Origin of the sequence: Vibrio sp. S457-15 (assembly GCF_000960545.1) — a bacterium.
In the GTDB taxonomy this organism is placed as follows: Bacteria; Pseudomonadota; Gammaproteobacteria; order Enterobacterales; family Vibrionaceae; genus Vibrio; species Vibrio parahaemolyticus.
In genome coordinates, this window is record NZ_JYOQ01000142.1 from 78641 (window position 1) to 103257 (window position 24617).

At 46.0% G+C, this 24617-nt stretch carries 23 protein-coding genes; 11 read left to right on the plus strand and 12 right to left on the minus strand.

The window, feature by feature from the left end:
* Window positions 1-62 precede the first annotated feature (62 nt).
* The 3 genes from treB to gmhB all read right to left on the minus strand — a co-directional run bounded on the left by treB (window position 63) and on the right by gmhB (window position 3265).
* Complete coding sequence (gene treB, locus UF05_RS15860; RefSeq protein WP_045545480.1) at window positions 63-1487, minus strand: PTS trehalose transporter subunit IIBC; 1425 nt, start codon at window positions 1485-1487, stop codon at window positions 63-65.
* Between the two features lie 176 nt (window positions 1488-1663).
* Window positions 1664-2611, minus strand: coding sequence for a trehalose operon repressor TreR (gene treR / locus UF05_RS15865; RefSeq protein ID WP_023623214.1), 948 nt, complete (start codon window positions 2609-2611; stop codon window positions 1664-1666).
* A gap of 102 nt (window positions 2612-2713) precedes the next feature.
* On the minus strand, window positions 2714-3265 hold the full coding sequence (gene gmhB, locus UF05_RS15870) for a D-glycero-beta-D-manno-heptose 1,7-bisphosphate 7-phosphatase (protein ID WP_005459163.1): 552 nt from the start codon (window positions 3263-3265) through the stop codon (window positions 2714-2716).
* Window positions 3266-3607: 342 nt separating this feature from the next.
* On the opposite strand from gmhB, the gene metN reads away from it, so the two are divergent.
* The 3 genes from metN to UF05_RS15885 are packed head-to-tail and all read left to right on the plus strand — an operon-like array spanning window position 3608 to window position 6151.
* The gene (gene metN, locus UF05_RS15875; RefSeq protein WP_005459161.1) at window positions 3608-4642 is read left to right on the plus strand and encodes a methionine ABC transporter ATP-binding protein MetN; all 1035 of its coding nucleotides are present in this window, start codon (window positions 3608-3610) and stop codon (window positions 4640-4642) included.
* Window positions 4632-5309: a methionine ABC transporter permease gene (locus UF05_RS15880; protein WP_005459160.1), complete on the plus strand. Its 678-nt coding sequence runs from the start codon at window positions 4632-4634 to the stop codon at window positions 5307-5309. Before metN ends, UF05_RS15880 begins: the two co-directional genes overlap by 11 nt.
* A 32-nt stretch (window positions 5310-5341) precedes the next feature.
* Window positions 5342-6151, plus strand: a complete 810-nt coding sequence (locus UF05_RS15885; protein WP_005459159.1) for a MetQ/NlpA family lipoprotein — start codon at window positions 5342-5344, stop codon at window positions 6149-6151.
* Between the two features lie 104 nt (window positions 6152-6255).
* On the opposite strand, the gene UF05_RS15890 is transcribed toward UF05_RS15885, so the two are convergent.
* Window positions 6256-7032: a Zn-ribbon-containing protein gene (locus UF05_RS15890; protein ID WP_005459158.1), complete on the minus strand. Its 777-nt coding sequence runs from the start codon at window positions 7030-7032 to the stop codon at window positions 6256-6258.
* Between the two features lie 2 nt (window positions 7033-7034).
* On the minus strand, window positions 7035-7580 hold the full coding sequence (syd, locus tag UF05_RS15895) for a SecY-interacting protein (RefSeq protein WP_020840191.1): 546 nt from the start codon (window positions 7578-7580) through the stop codon (window positions 7035-7037).
* 108 nt (window positions 7581-7688) lie between these two features.
* On the opposite strand from syd, the gene queF reads away from it, so the two are divergent.
* The 6 genes from queF (at window position 7689) to UF05_RS15925 (ending at window position 16096) form a co-directional block, all read left to right on the plus strand.
* Complete coding sequence (gene queF, locus UF05_RS15900; RefSeq protein ID WP_020840190.1) at window positions 7689-8534, plus strand: NADPH-dependent 7-cyano-7-deazaguanine reductase QueF; 846 nt, start codon at window positions 7689-7691, stop codon at window positions 8532-8534.
* A gap of 162 nt (window positions 8535-8696) precedes the next feature.
* Window positions 8697-10979, plus strand: a complete 2283-nt coding sequence (locus tag UF05_RS15905) for a tetratricopeptide repeat protein (protein ID WP_031816724.1) — start codon at window positions 8697-8699, stop codon at window positions 10977-10979.
* Between the two features lie 98 nt (window positions 10980-11077).
* On the plus strand, window positions 11078-12643 hold the full coding sequence (locus tag UF05_RS15910) for a GGDEF domain-containing protein (RefSeq protein WP_029830098.1): 1566 nt from the start codon (window positions 11078-11080) through the stop codon (window positions 12641-12643).
* A 289-nt stretch (window positions 12644-12932) separates the two neighbouring features.
* Entirely contained in the window at window positions 12933-14294 is a 1362-nt protein-coding gene (ppnN, locus tag UF05_RS15915; protein WP_005496242.1) for a nucleotide 5'-monophosphate nucleosidase PpnN, read from the plus strand.
* 73 nt (window positions 14295-14367) lie between these two features.
* Complete coding sequence (gene xni / locus UF05_RS15920) at window positions 14368-15150, plus strand: flap endonuclease Xni (protein WP_005459149.1); 783 nt, start codon at window positions 14368-14370, stop codon at window positions 15148-15150.
* A 193-nt stretch (window positions 15151-15343) separates the two neighbouring features.
* Window positions 15344-16096, plus strand: a complete 753-nt coding sequence (locus tag UF05_RS15925) for a DNA/RNA non-specific endonuclease (protein ID WP_045545481.1) — start codon at window positions 15344-15346, stop codon at window positions 16094-16096.
* A gap of 91 nt (window positions 16097-16187) precedes the next feature.
* On the opposite strand, the gene rlmM is transcribed toward UF05_RS15925, so the two are convergent.
* The 7 genes from rlmM to pomA form a co-directional block, all read right to left on the minus strand.
* Complete coding sequence (rlmM, locus tag UF05_RS15930; protein WP_015296337.1) at window positions 16188-17279, minus strand: 23S rRNA (cytidine(2498)-2'-O)-methyltransferase RlmM; 1092 nt, start codon at window positions 17277-17279, stop codon at window positions 16188-16190.
* Window positions 17276-17674, minus strand: coding sequence for a DUF423 domain-containing protein (locus tag UF05_RS15935; RefSeq protein ID WP_005496247.1), 399 nt, complete (start codon window positions 17672-17674; stop codon window positions 17276-17278). The genes rlmM and UF05_RS15935 overlap by 4 nt, the downstream gene beginning before the upstream one ends.
* Complete coding sequence (locus UF05_RS15940; RefSeq protein ID WP_031782197.1) at window positions 17664-18287, minus strand: alpha/beta fold hydrolase; 624 nt, start codon at window positions 18285-18287, stop codon at window positions 17664-17666. The genes UF05_RS15935 and UF05_RS15940 overlap by 11 nt, the downstream gene beginning before the upstream one ends.
* On the minus strand, window positions 18268-19188 hold the full coding sequence (locus UF05_RS15945; protein WP_011105705.1) for a transcriptional regulator GcvA: 921 nt from the start codon (window positions 19186-19188) through the stop codon (window positions 18268-18270). Before UF05_RS15945 ends, UF05_RS15940 begins: the two co-directional genes overlap by 20 nt.
* 547 nt (window positions 19189-19735) lie before the next feature.
* A complete protein-coding gene (thiI, locus tag UF05_RS15950; protein WP_045545482.1) occupies window positions 19736-21184 on the minus strand; it encodes a tRNA uracil 4-sulfurtransferase ThiI in 1449 nt (482 codons plus the stop codon).
* 294 nt (window positions 21185-21478) lie between these two features.
* Window positions 21479-22426 (minus strand): flagellar motor protein MotB, encoded by a 948-nt coding sequence (locus tag UF05_RS15955; protein WP_005460634.1) that lies wholly within the window; start codon window positions 22424-22426, stop codon window positions 21479-21481.
* Between the two features lie 15 nt (window positions 22427-22441).
* A complete protein-coding gene (pomA, locus tag UF05_RS15960; protein WP_005482965.1) occupies window positions 22442-23203 on the minus strand; it encodes a flagellar motor protein PomA in 762 nt (253 codons plus the stop codon).
* A 261-nt stretch (window positions 23204-23464) separates the two neighbouring features.
* On the opposite strand from pomA, the gene xseB reads away from it, so the two are divergent.
* Window positions 23465-23707, plus strand: coding sequence for an exodeoxyribonuclease VII small subunit (xseB, locus tag UF05_RS15965; protein WP_005381566.1), 243 nt, complete (start codon window positions 23465-23467; stop codon window positions 23705-23707).
* A gap of 21 nt (window positions 23708-23728) precedes the next feature.
* Window positions 23729-24613, plus strand: coding sequence for a (2E,6E)-farnesyl diphosphate synthase (gene ispA / locus UF05_RS15970; RefSeq protein WP_015296332.1), 885 nt, complete (start codon window positions 23729-23731; stop codon window positions 24611-24613).
* Window positions 24614-24617: the final 4 nt, after the last annotated feature.

Genomic DNA, 24617 nt, shown 5'->3' on the forward strand with positions numbered 1-24617 from the left:
GGAAACTTAAAATTTGAAAAGAAAAACAGGAGGAGGCAGCCAAGTCACTGCCTCAAATTGAATTACGCGTTTGCCGCTTCAAGCTCACCTTTCGCTTGTGCACGCTTATAGAGAATTAATGTTAATGCGGCAGGTACCACCATCGCGACTAGCATCGCCAGAGCAAAGATACCCCAGAACTGCGGCTGGATAGATAAGATACCCGGCAAGCCGCCTACGCCGATACCGTTCGCCATTACGCCCGCACTACCACAGATAGCAGCAGCACATGCACTACCGATCATCGCGCTCAACATTGGGAACTTGTATTTCAAGTTGATGCCGTACATGGCTGGCTCTGTTACGCCAAGGTAGGCAGAAATCGCCGCAGGCACTGAGATTTCACGCTCATCCTGCTTTTTACTGATGATAATGATGCCAACCACTGCCGATGCTTGAGCAATGTTCGATAGTGCAATTAAAGGCCAAATCGGAGTGCCACCCAATTCTTGCATCAACTGTAAGTCAACGGCATTGGTTGTGTGGTGGATACCAGTAATCACAAGTGGCGCGTATAGGAAGCCGAAGATGGTTGAGCCAATCATCGCGAAGTCACCCGTCATGGCCGCTTTTGCTGCGAATGCCACGCCATCACCCAACATACGACCAAATGGACCAATGATCGAGTGCGCTAAAATCACCGAGGCAATGAGAGAAACAAACGGCACGACCACAAGGTATAGATAAGATGGGATGATGCGTTTTAAGTGCGTTTCGATAAACGCCAGTGCCATACCCGCTAACATCGCTGGAATCACCTGCGCCTGATAGCCCACTTTCTCAATCACAAACAATCCGAAATCCCAAACTTCTGGTGCTTGTTTACCGATCAAGTACGCGTTCATTAACTGCGGCGAAACCAACGTCACACCGAGCGTGATGCCCAGAATCGGTGTACCGCCGAGCTTTTTCACGGTCGACCAACACACACCAACGGGTAGGAAGAAGAAAATCGCTTCACCAATTAACCATAGGAATGAGTGAACAGTCGCCCAAAACTGACTGATTTCCGTTAGGGTTTGACCATCAAACATTTTGATGTCGCCAATCACATTACGGAAACCAAGGATCAGACCACCAGTGATGATCGCAGGCAGCAACGGTACAAAGATTTCTGCAAGGTGGGAAATACCGCGCTCAACAATATTCATGTTTTGACGAGCAGCGTTCTTGGATTCGTCTTTGCTCGCTTCACTTTTACCGCTTAGCTCGATCAGAACTTTGTAAACCTCATCAACTTCAGTGCCGATGACGACTTGGAATTGACCTGCGTTGGTAAAACAGCCTTTCACCATACGCAAGGCTTCTAACTGTTTCATGTCCGCTTTGTCGGTATCATTTAGAACAAAACGCAAGCGAGTTAAACAGTGGCTTACACTGGCAATATTGTCCGGCCCCCCGACCAGCTCAATAAGACGCTCCACGTCTTTACGCGCAATCTTACTCATAACTTTGTCCACCCTGTATTGGATACATTCGATTCATCATTTTATTTTTATAAATGGGAACATTCCCATTTCTTAATTTTAATATTGCCACCCAAAGACAAAAAACAAAATGGGAACAGTCCCATTAATTGAGAATGATCACAGTATAATTTTAGAGCAGATCGTTTTAGAACGGGTTAACGGCAAACAGGATGTTGAGTGAAGTGAACGACTTCTTCATCGCCATTTAATTGATTAATCAGCATCTTAGCGGACTTTTCACCCGCAAGGGTATAACCCGGGTCAACACTAAATACTTTAGGGAAAAGGAAAGAAAGCAACTCGTTACCACCCACGCCTGTCACGACCACATCTTCACGACCTAACTCTTGAAGACGCTTAATTACTCCTAATGCAATGGTATCGCTGGCACACACAATCGCTTGCGTGTCTGCTTTTAAAACGTGATCCACCAACTGATAAGCACTTTCATGGCTGAGCTTACCGGTTTGGAAACAAGGTGTGAGTTGTTTACGTTGACACCAAGCTTTATAAGCATTTAAACGCGCCAAGCCTGTGGTTTTGTCTTCAGGATCAACACCAATGTAAGCAATGCGAGATAAAGCTTGCTGCTCAAGATGAGACAAAGCCATGTCTATCACACCTTGGTTATCATAATTGATGGAAGAGACGTTATTGGTATCCATCGCAATCACCACAATGCGATTGCCCCACTCGGCTAAGGCTTGCTCATCGCACCCAGTAAAGCCAAACACGATCACCCCATCCACATTGCGACGCTTAAGCACGTTTAGGTGTTCGTTGGTTTTGTCGCGATCAAACTGGCTTTCCATGATCACCGCATCATAACCAGCGGAATACAATGCATTGAGCATTGTACCAACAGCACGATTTTCGGATGGCGAGTCCAGACGGGAGATAATAACTCCAATGACTTTTTGGCTACCGCCTCGCATTGATTGCGCAGATTTGGACGGTATATAACCAGATTCACGAATGATTTGCTCTACTTTCTCTCGCGTTTGAGGTTTCACTTTTGGATCGTTGGTAAGCACACGGCTTACTGTTGATTTGCCAACGCCTGCCAATTTCGCGATATCAAGAATGGTGAGTTTTTTGCTCATAAGTGATCAAACTAGAATGGATGAATGCTTAGGTGACTGAACTTTAACAGCAATAAAAGAAAAGGGAAGCAAACGCTTCCCTTAAACATGCAAATTGTGGTGTTATTTTTGTAAATACGCTGGCACATCTGCGATGCTATCGAGCACTACTGTAGCTAATGCTTCACCTTGCTCGGTGATTGGCTTACCTGTGCGAACCAGAATCTTAGTGCCAACACCTGCGGCTTCTGCTGCCATCATGTCTTCGGCTTTATCACCAATCATCACAGATTTTTCCATGTCGATTTTCAAGAAGTCGCGAGCAGAGATAAACATACCAGGTTTAGGTTTACGGCAATCACAATCTTGCTTGTAGTCACCGATGCCATGCTCAGGATGATGTGGACAGTAGTAAAAACCATCAAACTCAACGCCATTATCAACGAAGTTCCAGTCCATCCATTGTGTCAGAGACAAGAAACGGTCTTCACTGAATTTACCGCGCGCGATGCCCGATTGATTCGTTACAAGCACCAACAGGTAACCTTTATCTTTCAGCGCTTTTGTCGCTTCAAACACACCGTCAATGTACTCAAAATCATGTTCGTCATGAACGTAGCCGTGGTCAACGTTGATCACGCCGTCACGATCGATAAAAACAGCAGGTTTTGCCAAAACGTATTTCTCTATTAACTCGGTTTAATCAGATTATTACATACCTTATAAACTTCAACACTATCTAATTCGTTCTAGGCCTCGACAAAACGGTTGATTTGTTGGGCAAGAATCGGTAAATCTGAGGGTGCCCCTCCGCTCATCTTCTTGTTGTTATCTACGCCTCTTTCTTTCCAAAACAGAACATCCATACATTTAGACGTCTAGACGTAAAAATATCTATTGACTTCATTCTGGTTAACCCATAGCATCAACTGAGAATTGAGATAAAGCTCAAAATTAAGTTCTGTCAAAGGCCGTTTTTGACAGCGAAGTTCCCCTTATCTCTGGGCAGGTTGAAACATGATAGAAATAAAAAACGTCAATAAAGTGTTCTACCAAGGCAGTAAGGAAATCCTTGCCCTGAAAGACATTAACCTACACATCGCCAAGGGCACCATCTTCGGTGTTATCGGTTCATCAGGCGCTGGTAAAAGTACTCTGATCCGCTGTGTAAACATGCTAGAAGCACCAAGCTCTGGATCCATCATCGTTGATGGCGTTGATTTAACAACACTCAGCAAAAAGCAGTTGGTTGAAACGCGCCGCAACATTGGCATGATCTTCCAGCACTTCAATCTGCTTTCGTCTCGTACTGTGTTTGATAACGTGGCTCTACCACTGGAACTGGCTGGCAAAGACAAATCGCAAATCACAACAAAAGTGACTGAGTTGCTAAAGCTTGTTGGCTTAGCGGACAAGCACGAAAGCTATCCGTCCAACCTAAGTGGCGGCCAAAAACAACGTGTGGCTATTGCTCGTGCATTGGCATCCGACCCAAGCGTACTGTTGTGTGACGAAGCCACCAGCGCACTGGATCCTGCAACGACTCAATCCATCCTTGAGCTATTAAAAGAGATCAACCGCAAACTCAACATCACGATTCTACTGATCACCCACGAAATGGAAGTGGTAAAAAGCATCTGTCACGAAGTGGCGATCATCGGTGGTGGTGAATTGGTTGAGAAAGGCACGGTTGGCGATATTTTTGCGCACCCGAAAACGGAACTGGCTCACGAGTTCATTCGTTCCACATTGGATCTTTCCATTCCAGAAGATTACCAAGCGCGTTTGCAACCAAATCGAGTTGAAGGCAGCTACCCTCTTGTCCGTATGGAATTTACTGGCGCAACCGTAGATGCACCGTTGATGTCGCAGATTTCGCGTAAGTACAACATCGACGTCAGCATTCTGAGTTCCGATCTTGATTACGCTGGCGGCGTGAAGTTCGGCATGATGGTCGCAGAGCTGTTTGGTAACGAACAAGACGACAGTGCAGCAATTGAATACCTGCGCGAGCACAACGTAAAAGTAGAGGTACTTGGTTATGTCCTTTAATACGATTTTTGAATGGCTAAGTTTAAACAGCAAACTACTTTTAGGTGCTACGTGGGAAACCATCTATATGGTCGCGGTTGCTGGCGTAGTGGGTTTTGCGGTCGGCATTCCATTGGGGGTGATTCTGCATATTACTAAGAAAGGCGGCTTGCTAGAAAACACCAAACTGAACGGAATTCTTGGTGCAGTGGTTAACGTTGGGCGCTCAGTTCCTTTCCTTGTTTTGATGGTTGCGATCATTCCAGTAACTAAGATGTTAGTGGGCACTTTCATTGGTACAACTGCGGCAATCGTTCCGCTGACTATTGGTGCGATTCCGTTTGTCGCTCGTCTCATTGAAGGGGCATTGCTGGAAGTACCAACTGGCTTGGTTGAGGCTGCGCAATCCATGGGCGCAACACCAACGCAAATCATCACAAAAGTTCTCCTACCAGAAGCAATGCCGACTATTGTTAACTCAGTGACGATTACTCTAGTGACATTAGTGAGCTACTCTGCGATGGCAGGAACGGTGGGCGGCGGCGGCCTCGGTGACGTAGCCATCCGATACGGCTTCCACCGTTACGACATTACTATCATGGCAGTAACCGTTGTGATGTTGATTGTTCTAGTACAAATTATTCAGTCTATCGGTGACGCAGTGGTGCGCCGTGTAGACCACCGATAAGCATTGAAAATACATATTATAAGGAGATAAACATGAAATTTAGCCTTAAAGGTCTTTTGACTGTAGCAACTGCTGCTTCTGCTCTTGTTCTAGCCGGTTGTGGCGATAAAGAAGTGGACGTTAACAAGGTAAAAGTTGGCGTAATTGCAGGTGCTGAAGCGCAAGTTGCTGAAGTAGCGGCAAAAGTAGCGAAAGAAAAGTACAACCTAGACGTTGAACTGGTTACGTTCACGGACTACGTAACACCAAACGCTGCGCTAGATGACGGCTCTGTAGACGCGAACGCTTTCCAACACAAACCTTACCTAGATCAACAAGTTAAAGATCGCGGCTACAAACTGGCTATCGCAGGTAACTCGTTTGTTTACCCAATCGCAGGTTACTCAAAGCAAGTAAAATCAGTGGATGAAATTCAAGATGGCGCACGCATCGCGGTTCCAAACGATCCAACCAACCTAGGTCGCTCACTACTGCTTCTTGAGCAACAAGGTTTGATCACTCTACGTGATGGCGTTGGTCTACTCGCTACAGTACGTGACATCGTAGGCAATCCTAAGAACATTGAAATCATTGAGCTAGAAGCACCGCAACTTCCTCGCTCTCTGGATGACGTAACGCTGTCTATCATTAACACCACTTACGCAAGCTCTATCGACCTGTCTCCAGAGCGTGACGGTGTGTTTGTTGAAGATAAAGAATCTCCATACGTAAACCTAATCGTAGCGCGTGAAGAGAACGTTAATGCTCAAAACGTACAAAACTTCGTAAAAGCTTACCAAACTGAAGAAGTTTACGAAGCAGCGAAAAAACTATTCAAAGGCGGCGTAGTGAAAGGTTGGTAATCCCACTTTTCTAAAACCGAACTATTCGAAAACAAAAGGGCTGATGTGAAAACATCAGCCCTTTTTAGTCTTTCTCAATCTATCAAGTTAGGCCAAGTAAGAACCTATTTAATATGATCCCAAGAGATGTTCGAAACAATTCGGCACGAGTCGCACTTAAAATAGAAGATGTCATGCAATGGCTCATCAAGCAGCCATTCTCCACCACACTTCGGACACTTACGTGCTTTCTCGCTCTCCAACGACTGACCACCCACACGATACTGATAATAGTAAGTTGGAATCTTGGTGATGTATTCGATACGACCACGCAAATCCCAACCGCGGCGGAACAACACACTGTCTACGTCGCAAATCTCGTGCAGTGCCGCATGCTCTGCGCGGCACCCACCCGCCATTTGGATTTCATCGCACGCTTGCCATTCCGTCTGCCATTTGATGACCGCTTTATGATCGCCATTGAGTGTCGGATCATTACGATACAGTGGAATTGGCAACAAAGTTTCACCACTGCGCAGTGGCGAGCACGTGTGCACATACGTCGTGTAGAGCACTTGCCAACTTGGCGCTTCGTCTTCGGCCGCTTGTTCTGAATTTAAATCACGACCAAGCATACGCATTTTCGGCGCAAGCAAAGACGCATCCGACAAACGATTCATGCACACTTTAACGAAATCTGAATGATAACGCGGATGCAAACTGTCTTGCTCCGGGCAAACCACGCGCACAAAAAATTCGCCGTCACCCATCACTATCGGGAATTCACGACCTAGCACTTGGCCGTTGTAACGTAACGCATCCATCAAACCGTTAATGGCTTTATCTACCGCACTGACGGTGGTGTTATCAAAACACTCAAATTGCAACTCAACAACGTACATGCTTACACCGCAGCCTCAATTTTGGCCAAAAACTCCACAATATTCTCTGCGAGCACTTCGCGCTTATCTGTTCCTAAACGCTCTAAAATCACATTGCCCGTTAAGTTACAAATTGAAATCACGTCCAATTCTGCATCCGTCGCTGCAATAAACACCGTCGGTTTTAGCTTTAGACGACGCTGTGTCACCAAGTGACCCAAAATGTTCTCTTGTAAGCGAACAAAATCGTCATCGCTCCAAACTTGAAGCAATGTCAGAGGATTCGTCTGCCACGTTGCGTCCATATCCGCACTGTATTGAGAGCCATAAAACGCTTTAATGTCTTCATGCAGCGTCAACTCAATCGCATTTTCAACGTTAGTGAAATCCGCCATCTCTTCTCGCGGGAATGCTTTCCACAATACCGCGCCGTCACACTTCTCTTCGACACATGGAGAAACAAGATCAGCAAGCTCCTCATTGCGAGGCAATTCATTGTGCTTATTTTGCCAAGCTTGTTGGTAGCGCAGGCTGAAGTCTTGTAGCGCCTGAGTAACGGTTTGGGTCATGAAGGTCTCCTCATTCCTTATTTGTCAGATAGCAGAATTTGCCGGATAGCAATTAATCAGCGGATTCAGTAAAATTCTCGCCATTCTAATCGAAAACGACCACAAAGTATGAGCAAATATTCTGACGCTAAAGAGCTTGCTGGCCTGACTCTGGGCAAAAAGACTGAGTACGCTAACCAGTACGATGCAAGCCTACTGCAACCTGTACCTCGCAGCCTAAACCGTGATGACCTTGAACTAGGCGACACCTTACCTTTCTTGGGACATGACATTTGGACTCTGTACGAACTGTCTTGGCTAAACAGCAAAGGCTTGCCTCAAGTGGCCGTTGGTGAAGTGTACATTCCTGCAACCAGTGCAAACTTAATTGAGTCGAAGTCATTTAAGCTCTACCTAAACAGCTACAACCAAACCCGTTTCGCGAGTTGGGAAGAAGTAGCGGAGCGTTTAACGCAAGACCTATCCGCGTGTGCGGGCGAAAAGGTATTGGTCGAAGTGAACCCTGTAGGTCACTACACCAACCGACCTATCGTGACAATGGAAGGCGAATGCATTGACGACCAAGACATTGAAATCAACAGCTACGATTTTGATGCTGATTTGCTAGCAGGTGCTGCTGGCGAAGAGCAAGTAGAAGAAGTGCTGCATAGCCATCTGTTGAAATCGAACTGTTTGATCACCAACCAGCCAGACTGGGGTAGCGTTGAAATTCGCTACCAAGGTGCCAAGATCGATCGTGAGAAGTTGCTGCGCTATTTGGTGTCTTTCCGTGAACACAACGAGTTCCATGAGCAATGTGTAGAGCGTATTTTCACTGACCTGATGAAATACTGCCAACCAAACAAATTGACGGTGTTTGCGCGTTACACTCGTCGTGGCGGCTTGGATATCAACCCTTACCGTTCGACAGAACAAGATAAGCCAGCTCATAATCATCGCATGGCTCGTCAATAATAGCGTGATAGGCAGAAATAAGTTCGGCAATCAAAAGGATTGCCGGGCGTTTTTATTGCCCAAGCATGTTACTATACCAAACGACTTCAACCGGCTATAAAAAGCAAGTTGAAGTCATTTGGGTTTATCCGCTATCTAAAACAGTTCGAGGGAACGAAAAGAATGTTTTGGGACAGTTCGCGTCTAATTAAATTAATAGGCTTTTTTTGTCTACTCTTGGCACAGCCACTCTACGCGACCATTTTATCTTCGGCTTTGCTTAACGAAGCACAACAACTGGCTGAGATAGAACCAGCTCAAGCAAAGCAAGCAGCCAAAAACTACTTATCGCAACGCGAACTGACCGAACGTAAAGAAAGCGGTAGCCCTTCTGCGATGTCTCGAGAAGAGACCGACCGCAGCATTCGTACCCCAGCCAGCACCATCGAAGCACACAAGATCATTGCGCAAGCCGACTATACGATGGGCAATGTCCGCTCAGCGATCGATAACCTCAATGAAGCAGAAAAGCTCGCGAAAGAATACCAACTGCCTTACATGACTTTGGATGTGCAACTCATGCGCAACCAAATGATTTGGATGTACGACCACAACTATTCAGCAGCCGAAGACACCCTCAATCAAATTGAAAAACAGCTAGACGAAGCCGACTCTGTACTTCAACGTACAGACAGCGTCCGTTATCGTCTAGTGATGCAACGAGCCCTGCTAGCGGCTCATCGTGGCGATAACGTTGGCGCAGAGCGTTTGTATGCTCAAGCGAAAAGCATGCTTGAGGACAGTCGTTCCGATTTGGCCTTAATTGATTACTACACTTCTGTTGGTGAGTTTTACCTTAACAGTAAAAAATACAACCTTGCGCTTTCAGAACTGCTTTACGGTTATTGGCAGTCCATAGAAAGTGACAGCGGTACTCGCCTTGCTAAAGTAAACCGCTTGCTGGCGAGACTTTTCCAAGAGCGTCGTGTGTACGACAAAGCCATTGAATATCTGTCTCAGGCTGCAGATTTCTACGACTCTTACCCAAGCTCCCCTATTTTGGCCGATGTGCTTGAACAAATGGGCGACATCTATTTTTATCAAGGCAAGTTCAATCTTGCTTTGGTGCACTACTTCAACGTACTGGATCACGAAAGCACCAGTCGTAATATCAATCGCACCATTAAGATTCGGTTGAGCTTGGCTGCGACTTACCTGCAACTCTACAACTACGCACTTGCAGAGCAATATCTGGAACGTGCGACAGAGTTACTGGAATACGCGGATATCCCTCAGCTTGAAGCGAAAGCCGCCCTACTTCAGTCTGGTCTCGCTTATCATCAGAACGACAGCAAAAAAGTAATTGAAAACGCGAAGAAAGCCTTAGAGCTTGTCGAAAAAGCGCCGGAAAACAAAAACTTCATCAAACAGCAATCTTACCGTTTGTTGGGCTTGGGTTACGAACAGGCGGGCGAATATCAACTGTCACTGCAAGCGTACAAAAAATACACCAGCTTAGTGCGTTTGGAGCAAAAACAACTCAACCAAATTAGTGAAGATGCGTTCCGTCAGCAAAAAGAGTTTGCGGAACAGACCATTCACTATGTCGGTCAATCAGAGCGTCTAGAGCAGGTGGAAATGGAACACCGTAAGTTCCAGAAAATTTCCTTTGCCCTATTCATCACCGTTCTGGTTATGTTTTTGTTCATTATGCGCCGCGGCGTGATCATGCAGCGCCAAGCGGGTGAAATCGAAAAACTTCGTAACGACCTCTTTACCCATTCCCGCTCTCGCTTACGTAATCTGCGCATGCTGAACGTGAAGTTGTCTCGCTCACTGAAAAAATCGCGTGACACTTTTGAACAGTGGCAAATGGGTGAACTTATCCATGAACCGCTCAACGACCGACTACGTTTTGTGATGATCGACCTACCGTTCTTACGCAGCATGTACGTTCAAAATGGTTACAAAGCGGGCTTGGAATTAGAACGCGCATTCGGTGAATACCTAGCAGAGCGCATCGAAAAACCGGCACGTTTATACCACTTCTCGGATGCAAACTTACTTTACATCGAACCTAACGCAGACCGTGACGCCTCTGCTGAAGTCATGTTTGAAAAATTCCAAGCGTGGGTAGACGAATTTGCGACTCAACATAACGTCAATCGCATCATTCGTATGGGCATCAGCGACTACCCATTCTTGCCTCGTGCTTACACCGCTATCAATGATGAAGAACTGCTCGATTTACTGCTACTTGCGACGCACATTGCACGCGAAGTTAGCCTCAAAGATAAACAAAGTCATTGGGTATTTTTGAAAGCCATTGACAACGCGCCAGCAGCGAGCTTTGCAACCGGTAACATAAGAACCGCTTGCCAACACGCCATCAACCAAGGCCTGATCAAGATCCACTCCTCTTACAAGAATGAGGACGACATCAAGAAAATATTAAAAAATGGATAATTAACCATCGGTTAAGCGTAATAACTAATGACGCTATAAAGTTTTTTGTTATTATCAGTTAATTGTCAGTAGTACATGGGCTTAACCGTAGTCGTTTCATGGGAATCTTGGAATCCGATATTCAGTCGCAGCTTCATCAGCTGAGTTGTCAACTTGACCAACTCAGGCTGACACATCGTGATACTTCGCTCAAATTTAAGCGAGAACAACAAGTTCTCAAGCGCGTTGTGGCATCTTTGTCGTCTGCTTGCCAAGGCTCAAACACCCAAGTTGCTAACTATCTGTTTGAAATTCAGCAAGAGCTGCAACATCAAAAAGACATCAGCACTCTGATCCCGCGTTTGGCGGTACTTGAAAGAATGCTCAAACAGCAGTCGAAAACGATGGATAAACAGAACGGCTACCTCGATGAACAAATCAAACACAGCGGTGAGACACTCCAACGTGTTACGGGTTTGCCAGCGCAGTTAAAACGCGAACTGCGCAACTTAATGAGCTTCTCGGAAGTACACGCAGGGAAGAAAGTCGATCAAGCTACCCGTCTACTGAGCATCTACGAACGCGCGATTAAAATCATCACTTCGAACTCGCGTTTACAACTCAGCGAATTCGAAAACAACCCAGACAAATCTCAACTAGAATGCCTCGCCGTCGATCTACAACATACGATTACAGAACTTGATTTTGAAGGCGAATGTGGCGAGAGACTGCTTGATATTCGTGCAAAACTGTTGCTTGGCGTGAATGCAGAATCCTTAATCGAGCTGACGTTAAGCACTCTGAAGTTAGTCGTCGAAGCGACTAAGTTTGAGCGCAAAGCATCAAGCCAATTTCTCGATCAGTTAAACTCAGCGCTGGCGAGTAACCTCAAAACCGTCCATCAAAACGTCGATCAACACCATACTTATTTTGAGCATCGCCAAGAGCTGAATGCGGAAATGAATGGTTTGGTTGAACTCAGCCAACAATCTCTCGACCAAGCACAGGATTTAGCAGAACTCAAACAAGAAGTCGCTCCATTGCTGGCAAAAATGGCCTCGTTAACCGAGCGCCTCAAGATGACGGAAGAGAGAGAACAGGCCCTGCAAGAGCGTTTAAGCTACAGCAAAAATCAGCTTGAAGCGGTGTTTGAAACCACACAAGATTACCGCCGCCGCTTAGACGACCAGACACAGCGAATGTTGCTTGATCCACTCACGAAGGTTTACAACCGAACAGCATTTAACGATCGTCTTGAGCTCGAATACCGTCGTTGGATTCGCTCTCAACAAAATCTACGAGTGGTACTGTTTGATGTCGATAACTTCAAAGCCGTAAACGACAGTTATGGTTATACCGCTGGTGATAAAGCGCTGAAGATCATCGCTCGAACCATCAATAAGCGCGTGTCTGATACCGAAACCGTCGCTCGCTTTGGCGGTGAAGAGTTTATTCTGCTGATTCCAGAACAAAGTGAAGAATACACGTTAGAGCTGATGAAGAATATTCAGCGCGATATCTGTCAGCTGCCGTTTAAGTTCCGCGAGCAAAACATCATCATTACTCTGACAGCCGTCTCTACTTCATTTAAGGAATCAGACGCACCAGAATATGTGCTCGATCGCCTTGGGCAAATGCTCACTGACGCTAAAAAACGGGGCACAAACCAGCTAAACTGGAACTAAAAGCCGTTCAAAAAACAAGCAAACAAACACTTTTATCCCCTCTCAAACGCTCATAACCTCCCATTTTCAACGAGTTATCACATTTATCCCCTTTCAGTCTGCTAAGCTGTTAAAACCCAAGTCACTTCAAGATGATGTATTCATTCATGACGAATATGGCATCTTGAGGTTGCTTGGGACTCGATAACCATAAAACCAAACCCTCCAGCCATCTGAGTAAAACGACACGTACAACTAAGTAAGATGCGTTGGAACTATCCCTCAAAATAATGCAACACAAGGAGGCGTTATGATTACCCATATAAGCCCCGCAGGTAGCATGGACTTGCTATCCCAACTGGAAGTTGAACGCTTAAAGAAAACCGCTTCGAGTGATCTTTACCAGCTTTATCGTAACTGTACGTTAGCGGTATTGAACTCTGGTAGCCACACAGATAACTCCAAAGAGCTTCTCGATAAACACCAATCGTTTGATGTGAATGTAGTGCGCCGCGAGCGTGGCATTAAGCTAGAGCTGACCGACCCACCAGAGCATGCGTTTGTCGATGGAGAGATCATTAAAGGCATTCAAGAACACTTATTCTCTGTACTGCGTGACATCGTTTACGTGAACATGCACTTGGCTGACAGTCAGCGCCTCAATCTCACTAACCCAACGCATATTACCAACCTTGTGTTTGGTATTTTGCGTAACGCAGGCGCGCTCACTCCCGGTATTGAACCAAATCTCGTCGTCTGTTGGGGCGGCCATTCAATCAATGGCGTTGAATACCAATACACGCGCGAAGTGGGTAACGAGCTTGGCTTACGTGAACTTAATATCTGTACGGGTTGTGGACCAGGTGCGATGGAAGGCCCGATGAAAGGAGCGGCAATCGGTCACGCTAAACAGCGTTACACCGAGCAACGCTACCTTGGCTTGACGGAGCCTTCAATCATTGCCGCTGAGCCGCCAAACCCAATCGTTAACGAGCTGATCATCATGCCGGACATCGAAAAACGTTTAGAAGCGTTTGTTCGTATGGCACATGGTATTGTGATCTTCCCGGGTGGTCCGGGTACTGCCGAAGAGTTGCTGTACATTCTTGGTATCATGATGCATCCAGACAATGCTGATCAGCCGATGCCGATTGTGTTAACCGGACCAAAAGAGAGCGAAGAATACTTCCGTTCTATCGATGCGTTTATTCGCGATACCTTAGGTGAAGAAGGTCAAAAACACTACCAAATCGTCATTGATGATCCTGCCGAAGTTGCACGTATCATGAAGCGCTCGATGGAAGATGTACGCCTTCACCGTAAAGAAAAAGGCGATGCTTACAGCTTCAACTGGTCATTGAAAATCGAACCGGATTTCCAACTGCCATTTGACCCAACGCATACATCAATGGAAGGGTTGAATTTGAACTTGGATCAAGAACCTCAGGTTCTGGCGGCTAACTTACGCAAAGCCTTCTCTGGTATTGTGGCAGGTAACGTCAAAGCCGAGGGCATTCGTGAAATAGAATGCAAAGGTCCATTTTCCATTCATGGCGATCCTGTACTGATGAAGAAGCTCGACAAGCTACTGCAAGACTTCGTTGAACAACATCGAATGAAATTGCCAGGCGGTTCTGATTACGAACCATGCTATCGAATTGCCCATCCATAAATTGGTGGTCGATAGTCTGGCTTGCATTCGTTACACTAGGGGCATTACGCCCCTTTTTTATTGCTAAGTCATTATGTCTATTCATCTTGTTATTATTGATGCCCTCAACTTGATTCGCCGTGTGCACTCTGCACAACCGGATCCAACTGACATCGCAAGAACCATCACGACGACTCAGCGAACCCTTACGCGTATTCTTTCCGAAGCGAAACCAACACATATCATCGCGGTGTTTGATCACCATGAACAAGATAGAGGTTGGCGCGCTGAAATCCTTCCTGACTACAAGCAAAATCGCAAACCGATGCCAGAGCCGCTGATGCAAGGTTTGGATGCCATCCAACAAGCATGGTGGGAGCAAGGTATTGATTCACTGCTATCAGAAGGCGATGAGGCGGACGATTTAGTTGCGACACTGGCGACCAAAGTGGCAAGCCACGGCGAGAAAGTAACGATCGTTTCAACCGACAAAGGCTACTGCCAGTTACTTTCACCGACACTGCAAATTCGCGATTACTTTCAACACCGTTGGTTGGATGAACCGTTTATCGAGAAAGAGTTTGGAGTAAAGCCAAGCCAACTCGCTGATTATTGGGGGTTAACTGGCATTAGTTCAAGCCAAGTGCCGGGCGTTCCGGGCATTGGACCAAAAGCTGCCAAAGAGATCCTAACTCAATTTGAAGATATTGAAGCGGCCTACGCCAGCGATGAACTTGCACCGAAATATCGCAAGAAGCTGGATGAACACATTGAGTCTGCACGTCTATGTAAACGAGTAGCGGCGTTGAAATGCGATATCGAGCTAGGCTTTAACCTGCAAGACATTCGCTTTACCGGACCAAATAAAGCCGAGTAAGCACATCTCTTTTACGCTGTGAGTTTTGGGTTAGACAACACGTTTATAAAATCTGTTGTGTAACCCTTTACATTCACGGCAATGATATTTGCCTCACCATTAACCTACAAGATACTGATTAGTTTATAAGCTAATTCACAGTCTTAGTGAGTAATTTCATTATTTTTAAATCTCTTAATAACGGAGAAAAATAATGAAAAACATCATCTTAGTATCTTTAGTCACACTCCTATCCTTCCATACTCTTGCTGAAACTTGCGGTCAACACCTTGATAAAGGCATACCTTCAAGCAACAGCGATCAGTTCCTTTGCCGAGATGGCTATGCGGTTGGGTACAACTACAACACCAAAAACGCAGACTGGGTTGCTTACCACATTACCGCGGAAAGCGTGAACATCACCAACAAACGCAGTAACGCCTTCCAAGAAGACACTGAAATGCCGGATTACGCACGCTCTACCTTAGCGGACTACAAAGGCTCAGGATACGACAGAGGGCACCTTGCGCCGTCAGCGACAATGGATTTCACCCAAGAGTCAATGAAGCAAAGCTTTTTGATGAGCAACATGTCGCCTCAACTGCCGGGGTTTAACCGCGTTGGTTGGCGCGTTCTAGAGGAACATGTTCGTGATCTCGCCAATGAGTACAATGAGCTTTATGTGGTGACCGGACCGATTTACCAAGGTAACGAAGGAACAATCGGTAATGGTGTGGCGATCCCGAGCGCATTTTACAAAGTCATTCTTGATCCAAGCTTTGATGAAGCCATTGCGTTCATTGTCCCGCATCGTGATGTTTCAAGCTCTGAGTTAGCCAACTTTATTACCACCATTGACGAAGTTGAACGTCAAACTGGATTAGACTTTTTTGCTCAAACGCCAGATAGCATCGAAGACAACATGGAATCAGTAAAATGGGAAGAGATGTGGCCAACCAACCAGTAATTGAGTGACTGTCGCGATTCCTAAACCGCAATAAAAAAGCGCCTGAAGTAGGCGCTTTTTTATTAATGTTCAACCACATAGAAACGATAACTTAGTGTGGAGAGATATTAGATAGACACTGAATGTGAATCGTGATCTCTTCACGGTCATGATACAGATGCTTCGCTTGCAGCTTGAATTTCACCTTGTTCTCAATCAAGAACATTTTTAGATTTTCAAGATCTTGCAATACTTCATCGTAACGACCTTTCATAGGCAATTTCAGGTTAAAGATGGCTTCTTTCGCCCAACCTTTAAGCAGCCATTGGCCCATAAGATGTGCCACGCGAGCTGGTTTCTCAACCATATCACACACAATCCAAGTCACGTTCTTGCGGTCTGGTTCAAACTTAAAGCCATCCACCATGTGGTGCTTAATTTGACCGGTTTCCATCAAGCTGTCTGCCATCATGCCATTATCAACACAATGAACGAACATAGAACGTTTCACTAATTGGTACGTCCAACCACCTGGACATGCACCTAAGTCAACGCCCCACATGCCTGGCGCCAAACGCTCATCCCACTCATCTCGCGGAATAAATACGTGGAAAGCTTCTTCCAGTTTTAGCGTTGAACGGCTTGGTGCGTCTGCTGGGAATTTCAAGCGAGGGATACCCATAAAGAACTGCGAGTTGTTGCCTGGTAGTGAGTACCCCACGTAGCAATGACCCGGTGCGACAAAACAGATGTGTAGCACTGGCTTCTTCGCGTTGTCTTTATTCCACATCAAGCCTTTTCCGCGCAACGCTTGGCGCATTGGTACGGTGAACTTGCGGCAGAACTTCAATAGCTCTTTTGCTTCGTTCGTGTCTGGCGTTTCGATACGTAGATCACCACAACGTGGGAACGATTCAAACTCTGACAGCTCGGCAAGAATTGGGCTGATGCGGTCTTCACTTGGCAGCGCTTCAAACTCAGCCGCTACAGCAAACATCTGACGCGCAAAAATCAATGAGCTAAAGTCTAAGCCTTTAACTAGCTTCTCTGCGTCTCCATCTTGGTAACACTCGAAGACAACATAACCTGAGTTTTTCTTCACACGAGGGAAGCCATACACTTCCAACTGTGTCGCTTTGTCCTGAATTTCACCAGCACACTCTTTCTCAAAGCCAGCACGGCAATAGAGCATTAGTTGTTTCACTTGGAGACCTCTTTGATATTAAACGCAGCAAAAAAGAACAGACACCAGCCGATCATGAACATGAATCCTCCCATTGGGGTGATGGGTCCAAACCATTTAATGCCCGTCAGCGCCAGCGCGTAAAGACTGCCGCTAAAACAAAAGATGCCGATGATAAAGCAAATCGCCGCGATGAAAAAATATTTTTGTGCTTTTTGTCCCAAATTGAGCAGAAGCAAAATGGCACAAAATGCAACCGCTAAGGTGTGGATGAACTGATACAACACGCCCGTCTCAAACACGCCAAGCAAATAAGGCGCAAGCTTGGCTTTTAGGCCGTGCGCTGCGAAAGCGCCTAGTGCAACAGAAACTAGTCCCGAAAGTCCCGTAAAAGAGAGTAACCACTTACTTTTCACTGTACACCTCATTGATGAATGCTGACAGTTGCTCTACTGCAAGTGCAATATTGCCCGCTTCGGTATGTCCCGAGCTCTTGCGCGGCTTAAAGCTATGATCGCCATCAGGTAAGAAGCTCACTTTCACTTGCTGAGAAAACACAAACTCATCAAACTCTTCACGCTTACCAAAAGTATCTCGCTCACCTTGAAGAATCAGAGTGGGCTTGTCGATGCTTGCAAGATGATCACCTTTGAATTTTTCTGGCTTACCCGGAGGGTGAAATGGAAAGCCTAAACAGGCAATGCCCGCCACCAGCTCGTGCTCTGCGAGTAAACTCGCCATTCTCCCTCCCATCGACTTGCCACCAATGACCACGGGAGAAGAAGCAAAGTGAGCGTTCACTTCGCTGTATGCTTCGAGCAACTTTGGTGCGCGATCGGGCGGACGCTTTTTGCCATCTTCCGAACGTTTCACCATGTAAGGGAAATTAAAACGCACCACACGAATGCCTTGCTCAACTAATCCTTTGGCGACAGCAGTCATGAAGTCATGCTCCATCCCCGCCCCTGCGCCGTGAGCAAAAACAAACAGCGGCCCGTTTTCAGGCCCCTCAACTATCCACTGGCTCATCCAATACTTCCTCTTGTTCTTTTCTCGCCGTTGCCAGCATCCAATCTCTAAATGTCGCGATGCGTCCCATGTCTGCCTGCTGCTCATGGCACACCACATAGAAGGCATTTTTGGAGATAAGCACCTCATCAAACGGCGCAATCAGTCGTCCCGCTTCCATTTCTGGTTTCGCTAACACGTTGTTGCCCAATGCTACGCCTTGTCCGTGTGCAGCAGCCTGCAGCACCATAGTCGAGTGACTGAAAATCGGACCGTGATTCACGTTAATGCCTTCGATATTGTAATGACGAGCGAACTGCTTCCAATCTTTACGCGAAGTATCATGTAACAAAGTGTGTAATTTGAGGTCACTTAGAGATTCTAATGGTTTGTTACCTAAAAGTAACGAAGGTGAACAAAGTGGGATCAGAAACTCTTGGTACAGTTTATCCGCTCGCAAACCCGGCCAGTTCCCACGGCCGTAGTAGATCGCTACATCTACATCATCAGTCAGTGAACCTTCATCCATATCCACGGCTTTGATGCGCACATCGATGTCTGGCTCTTGAGCATTAAAGTCCGCCAAACGAGGCACCAACCACTGAATGGCAAAGCTCGGTGGCAAGCTGATGGTCAACGCGCCTTTTTCACTACGTTCCAATACCTTATCGGTCGCTTCAGCAATCGAGGTAAAGATGTCTTTGATGTCGAGAAAGTAACTTTGCCCTTCTTCTGTTAACAGCAAAGAACGGTTACGGCGACGGAAAAGTTTTAGAGATAGAAACTCTTCTAGGGCTTTAATTTGATGACTCACTGCGGCTTGAGTCACAAATAACTCTTCTGCCGCACGCGTAAAACTGAGATGACGAGCGGCTGCTTCAAATACTCGAAGCGAATTTAAAGGAGGCAATCTGCGAGACATATGGGACCTCAAATAGGATTAGTTTTTTTAATCTGAAACATTATAAAATGTCCGTTGTCGAACAGCCAGATAAATTCTATATTTCACCCCGCAACACGAGCCTGAACGGCTTGATTTCCTTGGAAATCAATTGGCTTCGTTGTTGCGATGTTGTGTTTGCAAACTCGTATTTCGAGTTAGGTAGATTTCTACCATGATGTTTTGTCCACACTCCCTGTGACAAAACAGATACTTCCTGTATTTATTTTTGACCTGTCTGTCAAATTTGTTACACCGCCTTTTTAGGCGGTGTTTTTTTATCTAAAGAAAATCCCACCTTTCAAATCTGGCATCAACATCACTTTTTATCTGTATTTCGGATTAATTATCGTTATATCAACACAACCAATATAGCTTTGCGATAAGCCTCAACATTATGCCGAGTTACGCTTCTTTATTGCGCGATCAAAAACAAAAAAGCGCAAATTACATCAGCAATTTGCGCTTTGGGTCTGCTTCAGATCACCGCCATTGGCGGCCATCGAAAGTGTGTTTATTTACTGAGTGACTATGGACGGTAAACTTTCACGTTGTTAAAGCCTTGCTCTTGCAAGTAAAGTGCTTGCAGACGGCTCATTACGCCACGGTCACAGTACAGTAGGTAAGTTTTCGACTGGTCTAGGTCACCGAATTGCGTACCCAGCTTGTAGAACGGAATGTGTTTCACATCCACACCATCGATTTCTAATGGGTTATCGTCTTCCTCATCAGGGCTACGAATATCCAATACTACCGCGTGTTCTTCTACTGCTTGTACTTGCTCAACTTCTGGTGCCGCTTGCTCAGATTCTTTTGCGATATCACGAATGTCCATTTGACGCGCTTCGTAAACCACTTTTTCTAGAATGCTGAAGTCAAACTTCGCTTCTTCTGCTTCTAGCTTCTCTTTCACCGCTTTTACTGTTGGCTTCTTAGAGATCACGCCACAGTACTCAGGCATAGTTTTCGCGAAGTCTTCTGTACCGATTTCACGAGCTAAGTTGATGATGTCTTCTTTATCCCAGTTGATAAGAGGACGCAGAATCAGCGTATCCGTAACATTATCGATGTGACGAAGGTTCGTTAGCGTTTGGCTAGATACCTGGCCAAGAGCTTCACCCGTTACCAACGCTTCAATCTTAAACTTCTCAGCAATCATGCCAGCAGCGCGCATGAACATACGCTTCAAGATGACGCCCATTTGACCGTCATCTACTTTCTCAAGAATTTCAGCAACCACAGGTTCGAAATCAACAGAGATGAAACGCACCTTCGCTGATGAGCCGTATTTGTTCCATAGGTAGTGAGAAACCTGCTTAACGCCGATTTCATGAGCTGGGCCACCTAGGTTAAAGAAACAGTAGTGAACTTTAGAGCCACGTTTGATGTGTAGGTAGCTTGATACGCCAGAGTCGAAACCACCTGAGATCAGGCTTAGTACGTCTTCTTGAGTACCTAGAGGGAAGCCACCTAGACCTTTGTGACGTGCCAACACTTGGTTAAGTTTGTCACCCGACACTTCAACTTTTACCGTCACATCAGGGTTGTGCAATTTAACGCGTGCGCTTTCTACTGCTTGGTTTAGACCACCACCAACGTAACGTTCAAGCTCGATAGACGTGAAGTCATGCTTACCACGGCGTTTTGCACGAACCACAAACGTTTTATTTTCAATAAGCGGACGGCTAAGTTCCAGCACCTGCTCGTAGATGTCGTGCAGGTCTTTAAACTCAGATTGCTTCACTTCTAGAACGTGATGAATGCCTGGCGTGTGAATCAGGATTTCTAAAACTTCAGCGTGGTATTCGTTGCTCTCAGAGGTCACTTCAATGTGATCACGACGGTTAAATACTGCGACAGATTCCGTGCGGCTCTTGACGATATTACGAATGTTGCACTCTAAAATCTTTGTGAAGCGCTTACGCACAGATTCACTTTTTACAAAAATTTCTGGATGGGGCTTTACAATAAATTTCATAGTCTAATTCGCAGGTTAGTTTCGCAATCAACAATGAGTGAACTCTCATAACTATAGAATCAAATCGAAATCCGCGTGAAAGGCACGCCATTTTCAACGATGTAATGAGCTCACTTTTAGGGCGCAAGATTATATACCCAAACAACCTTAAGATGCTAGGTGCAGCGAGAATGCCTTGGATTGCAGGCAAGGCTTCGATTTTAAGAACAAGCGACTCTCGACTAAAAATCTTCAATAAAAAAGCGAGCACTCTGCTCGCTTTTTATCTTCTGAACTATTTATAGACGCGCTTTGTTATTGAATAACGGGCACTTCTTCACTGTATAAAGGTTCACCTTGCATGATACTGATTTCAACACGACGGTTAAGTGCGCGGTTTTCATCAGAATCATTTGGCACCAAAGGCTCGGTATCCGCCATACCTCGCACACGAAGACGCTGATGCGAGAAACCTCTGACCTTTTCCATCTCTTGAGCGACCGACACTGCACGCTGCGATGACAAGTCCCAATTCGAGCGATACAGCTCAGAATCCAAACGCTGATTGTCTGTGTGACCAGAGATTCGGACAATACCTGGCACATCTTTCACTAGCTCAGCAATCTGTCTCACTAATGGTCTGAACTTCGGTTGCAGGAATGCAGAACCTTCTGGGAATGCGCCTTTCTCTCGCATTCGTATAACGATTTGCTGACCGAGGTTCTCCACTTCAATCGCGCCTTGTTCGATTTCACGTTCGAGCGCCTTCTTGATGCTCTCCATCAAGGTTTCCATCTCTTGTGACATCTCTTCAGACTGCTGCTGTTGCATGTCTGACTCTGCGGACTGATTGCTTTGCGTCGAGGTTTCCGGTGATTGACCGCCCGTCAGCTTGCCTTCATCACGCTTAGTACCACCAGCTCGGTCAGACTCACCTTCGTGGAATTCTAGCGTCTGCTGAGTGATATCCATGGTTTGTTGCATGATGACATCAATCGGTGTCGGCTCAGGACGGCCTGGTCTAAATTCTTGTGCGATGATGCTGGTGCCTTTAGGAATGTCTTTCACTTCCAGTTGGTTTTGCACACCAAATGCAAATTTCATCGAACCAGCAATCTGTTTGAACTTCAAAACATCCATTTCAGAGAATGAAAGCAGCAGTACGAAGAAGCACATCAACAGCGACATCAAGTCCGCGAATGTCCCCATCCACAACGGGAGACCGGGTGGCGGACAATCGCATTTGTTATCTTCATCATCCATCACAAATCTCCGCGATTACTCATCAATCTCAAGAGCACGTTTACCCTCGTTGAGGTAGTTCTTCAGGTAGCTGTCGATAACTCGTGGGTTTTGACCATCTTGAATGGCAAGTACGCCGTCCATGATCAAACGGCGGTTAAGCGTTTCTTGATCACGGCGTAAAGAAAGCTTATCGGCAATTGGGAAGAACAGCATGTTTGACAACACCGCACCGTAAAGTGTGGTTAACAGGGCTACCGCCATTGCAGGGCCGATCGCTTTTGGGTCATCCATGTTCGAAAGCATCGCAACCAGACCAACCAGCGTACCGATCATCCCCATCGCTGGAGCAACGTCACCAAACGCCCGGAAAACACCAGTGCCTTGCGTGTGTCGCTCATCCGTCAAGGCAATGTCTTTTTGCAACGCAGCGCGAACCACATCCGCATCGTGACCATCCACCAAAAGGTCAATGCCTTTCTGCATAAAGCTGTTGTTGATTTCCATCTCTTCCAAAGCTAGGAAACCGCCTTTACGCGCCGCATCAGCCATTTCAACAATCTTTGCGATGAGGTCTTCTGGCTCATCGGCTTTAAACATGAATGCCTTGCCTGCAATTTTCGCCGCACCAAAGAACTGGCCGAGCGTAAACTTCATCAATACTACAAATGCAGAGCCACCTACTACGATAAGGATCGATGTAACGTCGACGAACATGCCGATACTGCCACCTAGCACCATTGCCATGATGACGAAGGCAAAACCACCGATCAAACCTATTAGGGTTGCTAAATCCACAAAGCACTCCTCACGCTATTTTAATACTGCCGTTAGGCGGATTATTACTTGTATCGACAACTAGAACAGATTTTTTAGGAAAATCTTAGCTAATAGATCACAAATTAACGCCAACAACCTTAACTAAAATATGGGGTTTGTCTAATCAGACCCGTTTAGAGCCAATTTTGTGACAATTATGTAAGGTTAAATTTGACCAAGTAACTAGGCTAAGGTAACTTTCGTGCATCCTATTCAAGGCTTGATTAAGGCAGAAAAAAGATGGCGGTCAAGAAACCAGAAAACATGACCTTCGAAGCAACCATTGAAGAGCTTGATAGCTTGGTTGATCAATTAGAAAACGGCGATCTTGCCCTAGATGATGCCTTACGTAAATTTGAACGAGGCATTGCCTTAGCTCGTGCTGGCCAAACCAAACTGAGCGACGCAGAACAGCGCGTAAGCATTCTTCTTAGCGAAGATGACGAAGCCCCTCTTAGCGACTTCAAACCAGATTCAGAATAACCATCAGTAGTGAGCAATGTGATGCAACAGACATTGACGTCTTTCCAAGAAAGAAACAATCAGCAATTGAATTTGTGGCTAGAACAGCTTCCATATCAAGAGCAGCCATTGATTCAAGCAATGAAATACGGCCTTTTGTTAGGCGGCAAACGCGTTCGCCCATTTCTTGTTTACATCACAGGTCAAATGCTCGGCTGTAAACCTGAAGATCTAGACACTCCAGCTTCAGCCATCGAGTGTATTCATGCCTACTCGCTCATCCATGACGATCTTCCTGCTATGGATGATGATGATCTGCGCCGCGGTCAGCCAACCTGCCATATCAAATTTGATGAAGCGACCGCCATTTTAACCGGTGATGCCCTACAAACTCTTGCTTTTACCATCATTGCTGACGGTCCGTTGAGCCCAAGCGCAGAAAGCCAACGTGTCAACATGATCAAAGCGTTAGCTCACTCCTCTGGTGCGAACGGCATGTGTGTCGGCCAAGCATTGGATTTGGGTGCGGAGAATCGCCAAGTTTCTCTTGCAGAAATGGAAGAGATACACCGTAAAAAAACCGGAGCCCTGATTGATTGTGCGGTAAAATTAGGTGCTCTGGCCGCTGGTGAAAAAGGTATCGAGGTTTTACCTCATTTAGAACGCTATTCAAAAGCAATTGGTTTGGCGTTTCAGGTTCAAGACGATATTCTTGATATCATTAGTGACACAGAAACATTGGGTAAACCTCAAGGTTCAGACCAAGAACTGAACAAAAGCACTTACCCATCCCTGCTGGGTTTAGAGGGAGCCATTGAGAAAGCTCACACTCTATTACAGGAAGCACTTCAAGCATTGGAAGCTATCCCATACAATACTCAGTTACTCGAAGAGTTCGCCCGATACGTCATCGAGCGCAAAAACTAACACT

Bases quoted from the DNA above. Each gene is read 5' to 3' on its own strand.
- treB (WP_045545480.1), bottom strand. From the start codon at position 1,487: ATGAGTAAGATTGCGCGTAAAGACGTGGAGCGTCTTATTGAGCTGGTC.
- treR (WP_023623214.1), bottom strand. From the start codon at position 2,611: ATGAGCAAAAAACTCACCATTCTTGATATCGCGAAATTGGCAGGCGTT.
- metN (WP_005459161.1), top strand. From the start codon at position 3,608: ATGATAGAAATAAAAAACGTCAATAAAGTGTTCTACCAAGGCAGTAAG.
- UF05_RS15880 (WP_005459160.1), top strand. From the start codon at position 4,632: ATGTCCTTTAATACGATTTTTGAATGGCTAAGTTTAAACAGCAAACTA.
- UF05_RS15885 (WP_005459159.1), top strand. From the start codon at position 5,342: ATGAAATTTAGCCTTAAAGGTCTTTTGACTGTAGCAACTGCTGCTTCT.
- UF05_RS15890 (WP_005459158.1), bottom strand. From the start codon at position 7,032: ATGTACGTTGTTGAGTTGCAATTTGAGTGTTTTGATAACACCACCGTC.
- syd (WP_020840191.1), bottom strand. From the start codon at position 7,580: ATGACCCAAACCGTTACTCAGGCGCTACAAGACTTCAGCCTGCGCTAC.
- queF (WP_020840190.1), top strand. From the start codon at position 7,689: ATGAGCAAATATTCTGACGCTAAAGAGCTTGCTGGCCTGACTCTGGGC.
- UF05_RS15905 (WP_031816724.1), top strand. From the start codon at position 8,697: ATGTTTTGGGACAGTTCGCGTCTAATTAAATTAATAGGCTTTTTTTGT.
- UF05_RS15910 (WP_029830098.1), top strand. From the start codon at position 11,078: ATGGGAATCTTGGAATCCGATATTCAGTCGCAGCTTCATCAGCTGAGT.
- ppnN (WP_005496242.1), top strand. From the start codon at position 12,933: ATGATTACCCATATAAGCCCCGCAGGTAGCATGGACTTGCTATCCCAA.
- xni (WP_005459149.1), top strand. From the start codon at position 14,368: ATGTCTATTCATCTTGTTATTATTGATGCCCTCAACTTGATTCGCCGT.
- UF05_RS15925 (WP_045545481.1), top strand. From the start codon at position 15,344: ATGAAAAACATCATCTTAGTATCTTTAGTCACACTCCTATCCTTCCAT.
- UF05_RS15940 (WP_031782197.1), bottom strand. From the start codon at position 18,287: ATGAGCCAGTGGATAGTTGAGGGGCCTGAAAACGGGCCGCTGTTTGTT.
- UF05_RS15945 (WP_011105705.1), bottom strand. From the start codon at position 19,188: ATGTCTCGCAGATTGCCTCCTTTAAATTCGCTTCGAGTATTTGAAGCA.
- thiI (WP_045545482.1), bottom strand. From the start codon at position 21,184: ATGAAATTTATTGTAAAGCCCCATCCAGAAATTTTTGTAAAAAGTGAA.
- UF05_RS15955 (WP_005460634.1), bottom strand. From the start codon at position 22,426: ATGGATGATGAAGATAACAAATGCGATTGTCCGCCACCCGGTCTCCCG.
- xseB (WP_005381566.1), top strand. From the start codon at position 23,465: ATGGCGGTCAAGAAACCAGAAAACATGACCTTCGAAGCAACCATTGAA.
- ispA (WP_015296332.1), top strand. From the start codon at position 23,729: ATGCAACAGACATTGACGTCTTTCCAAGAAAGAAACAATCAGCAATTG.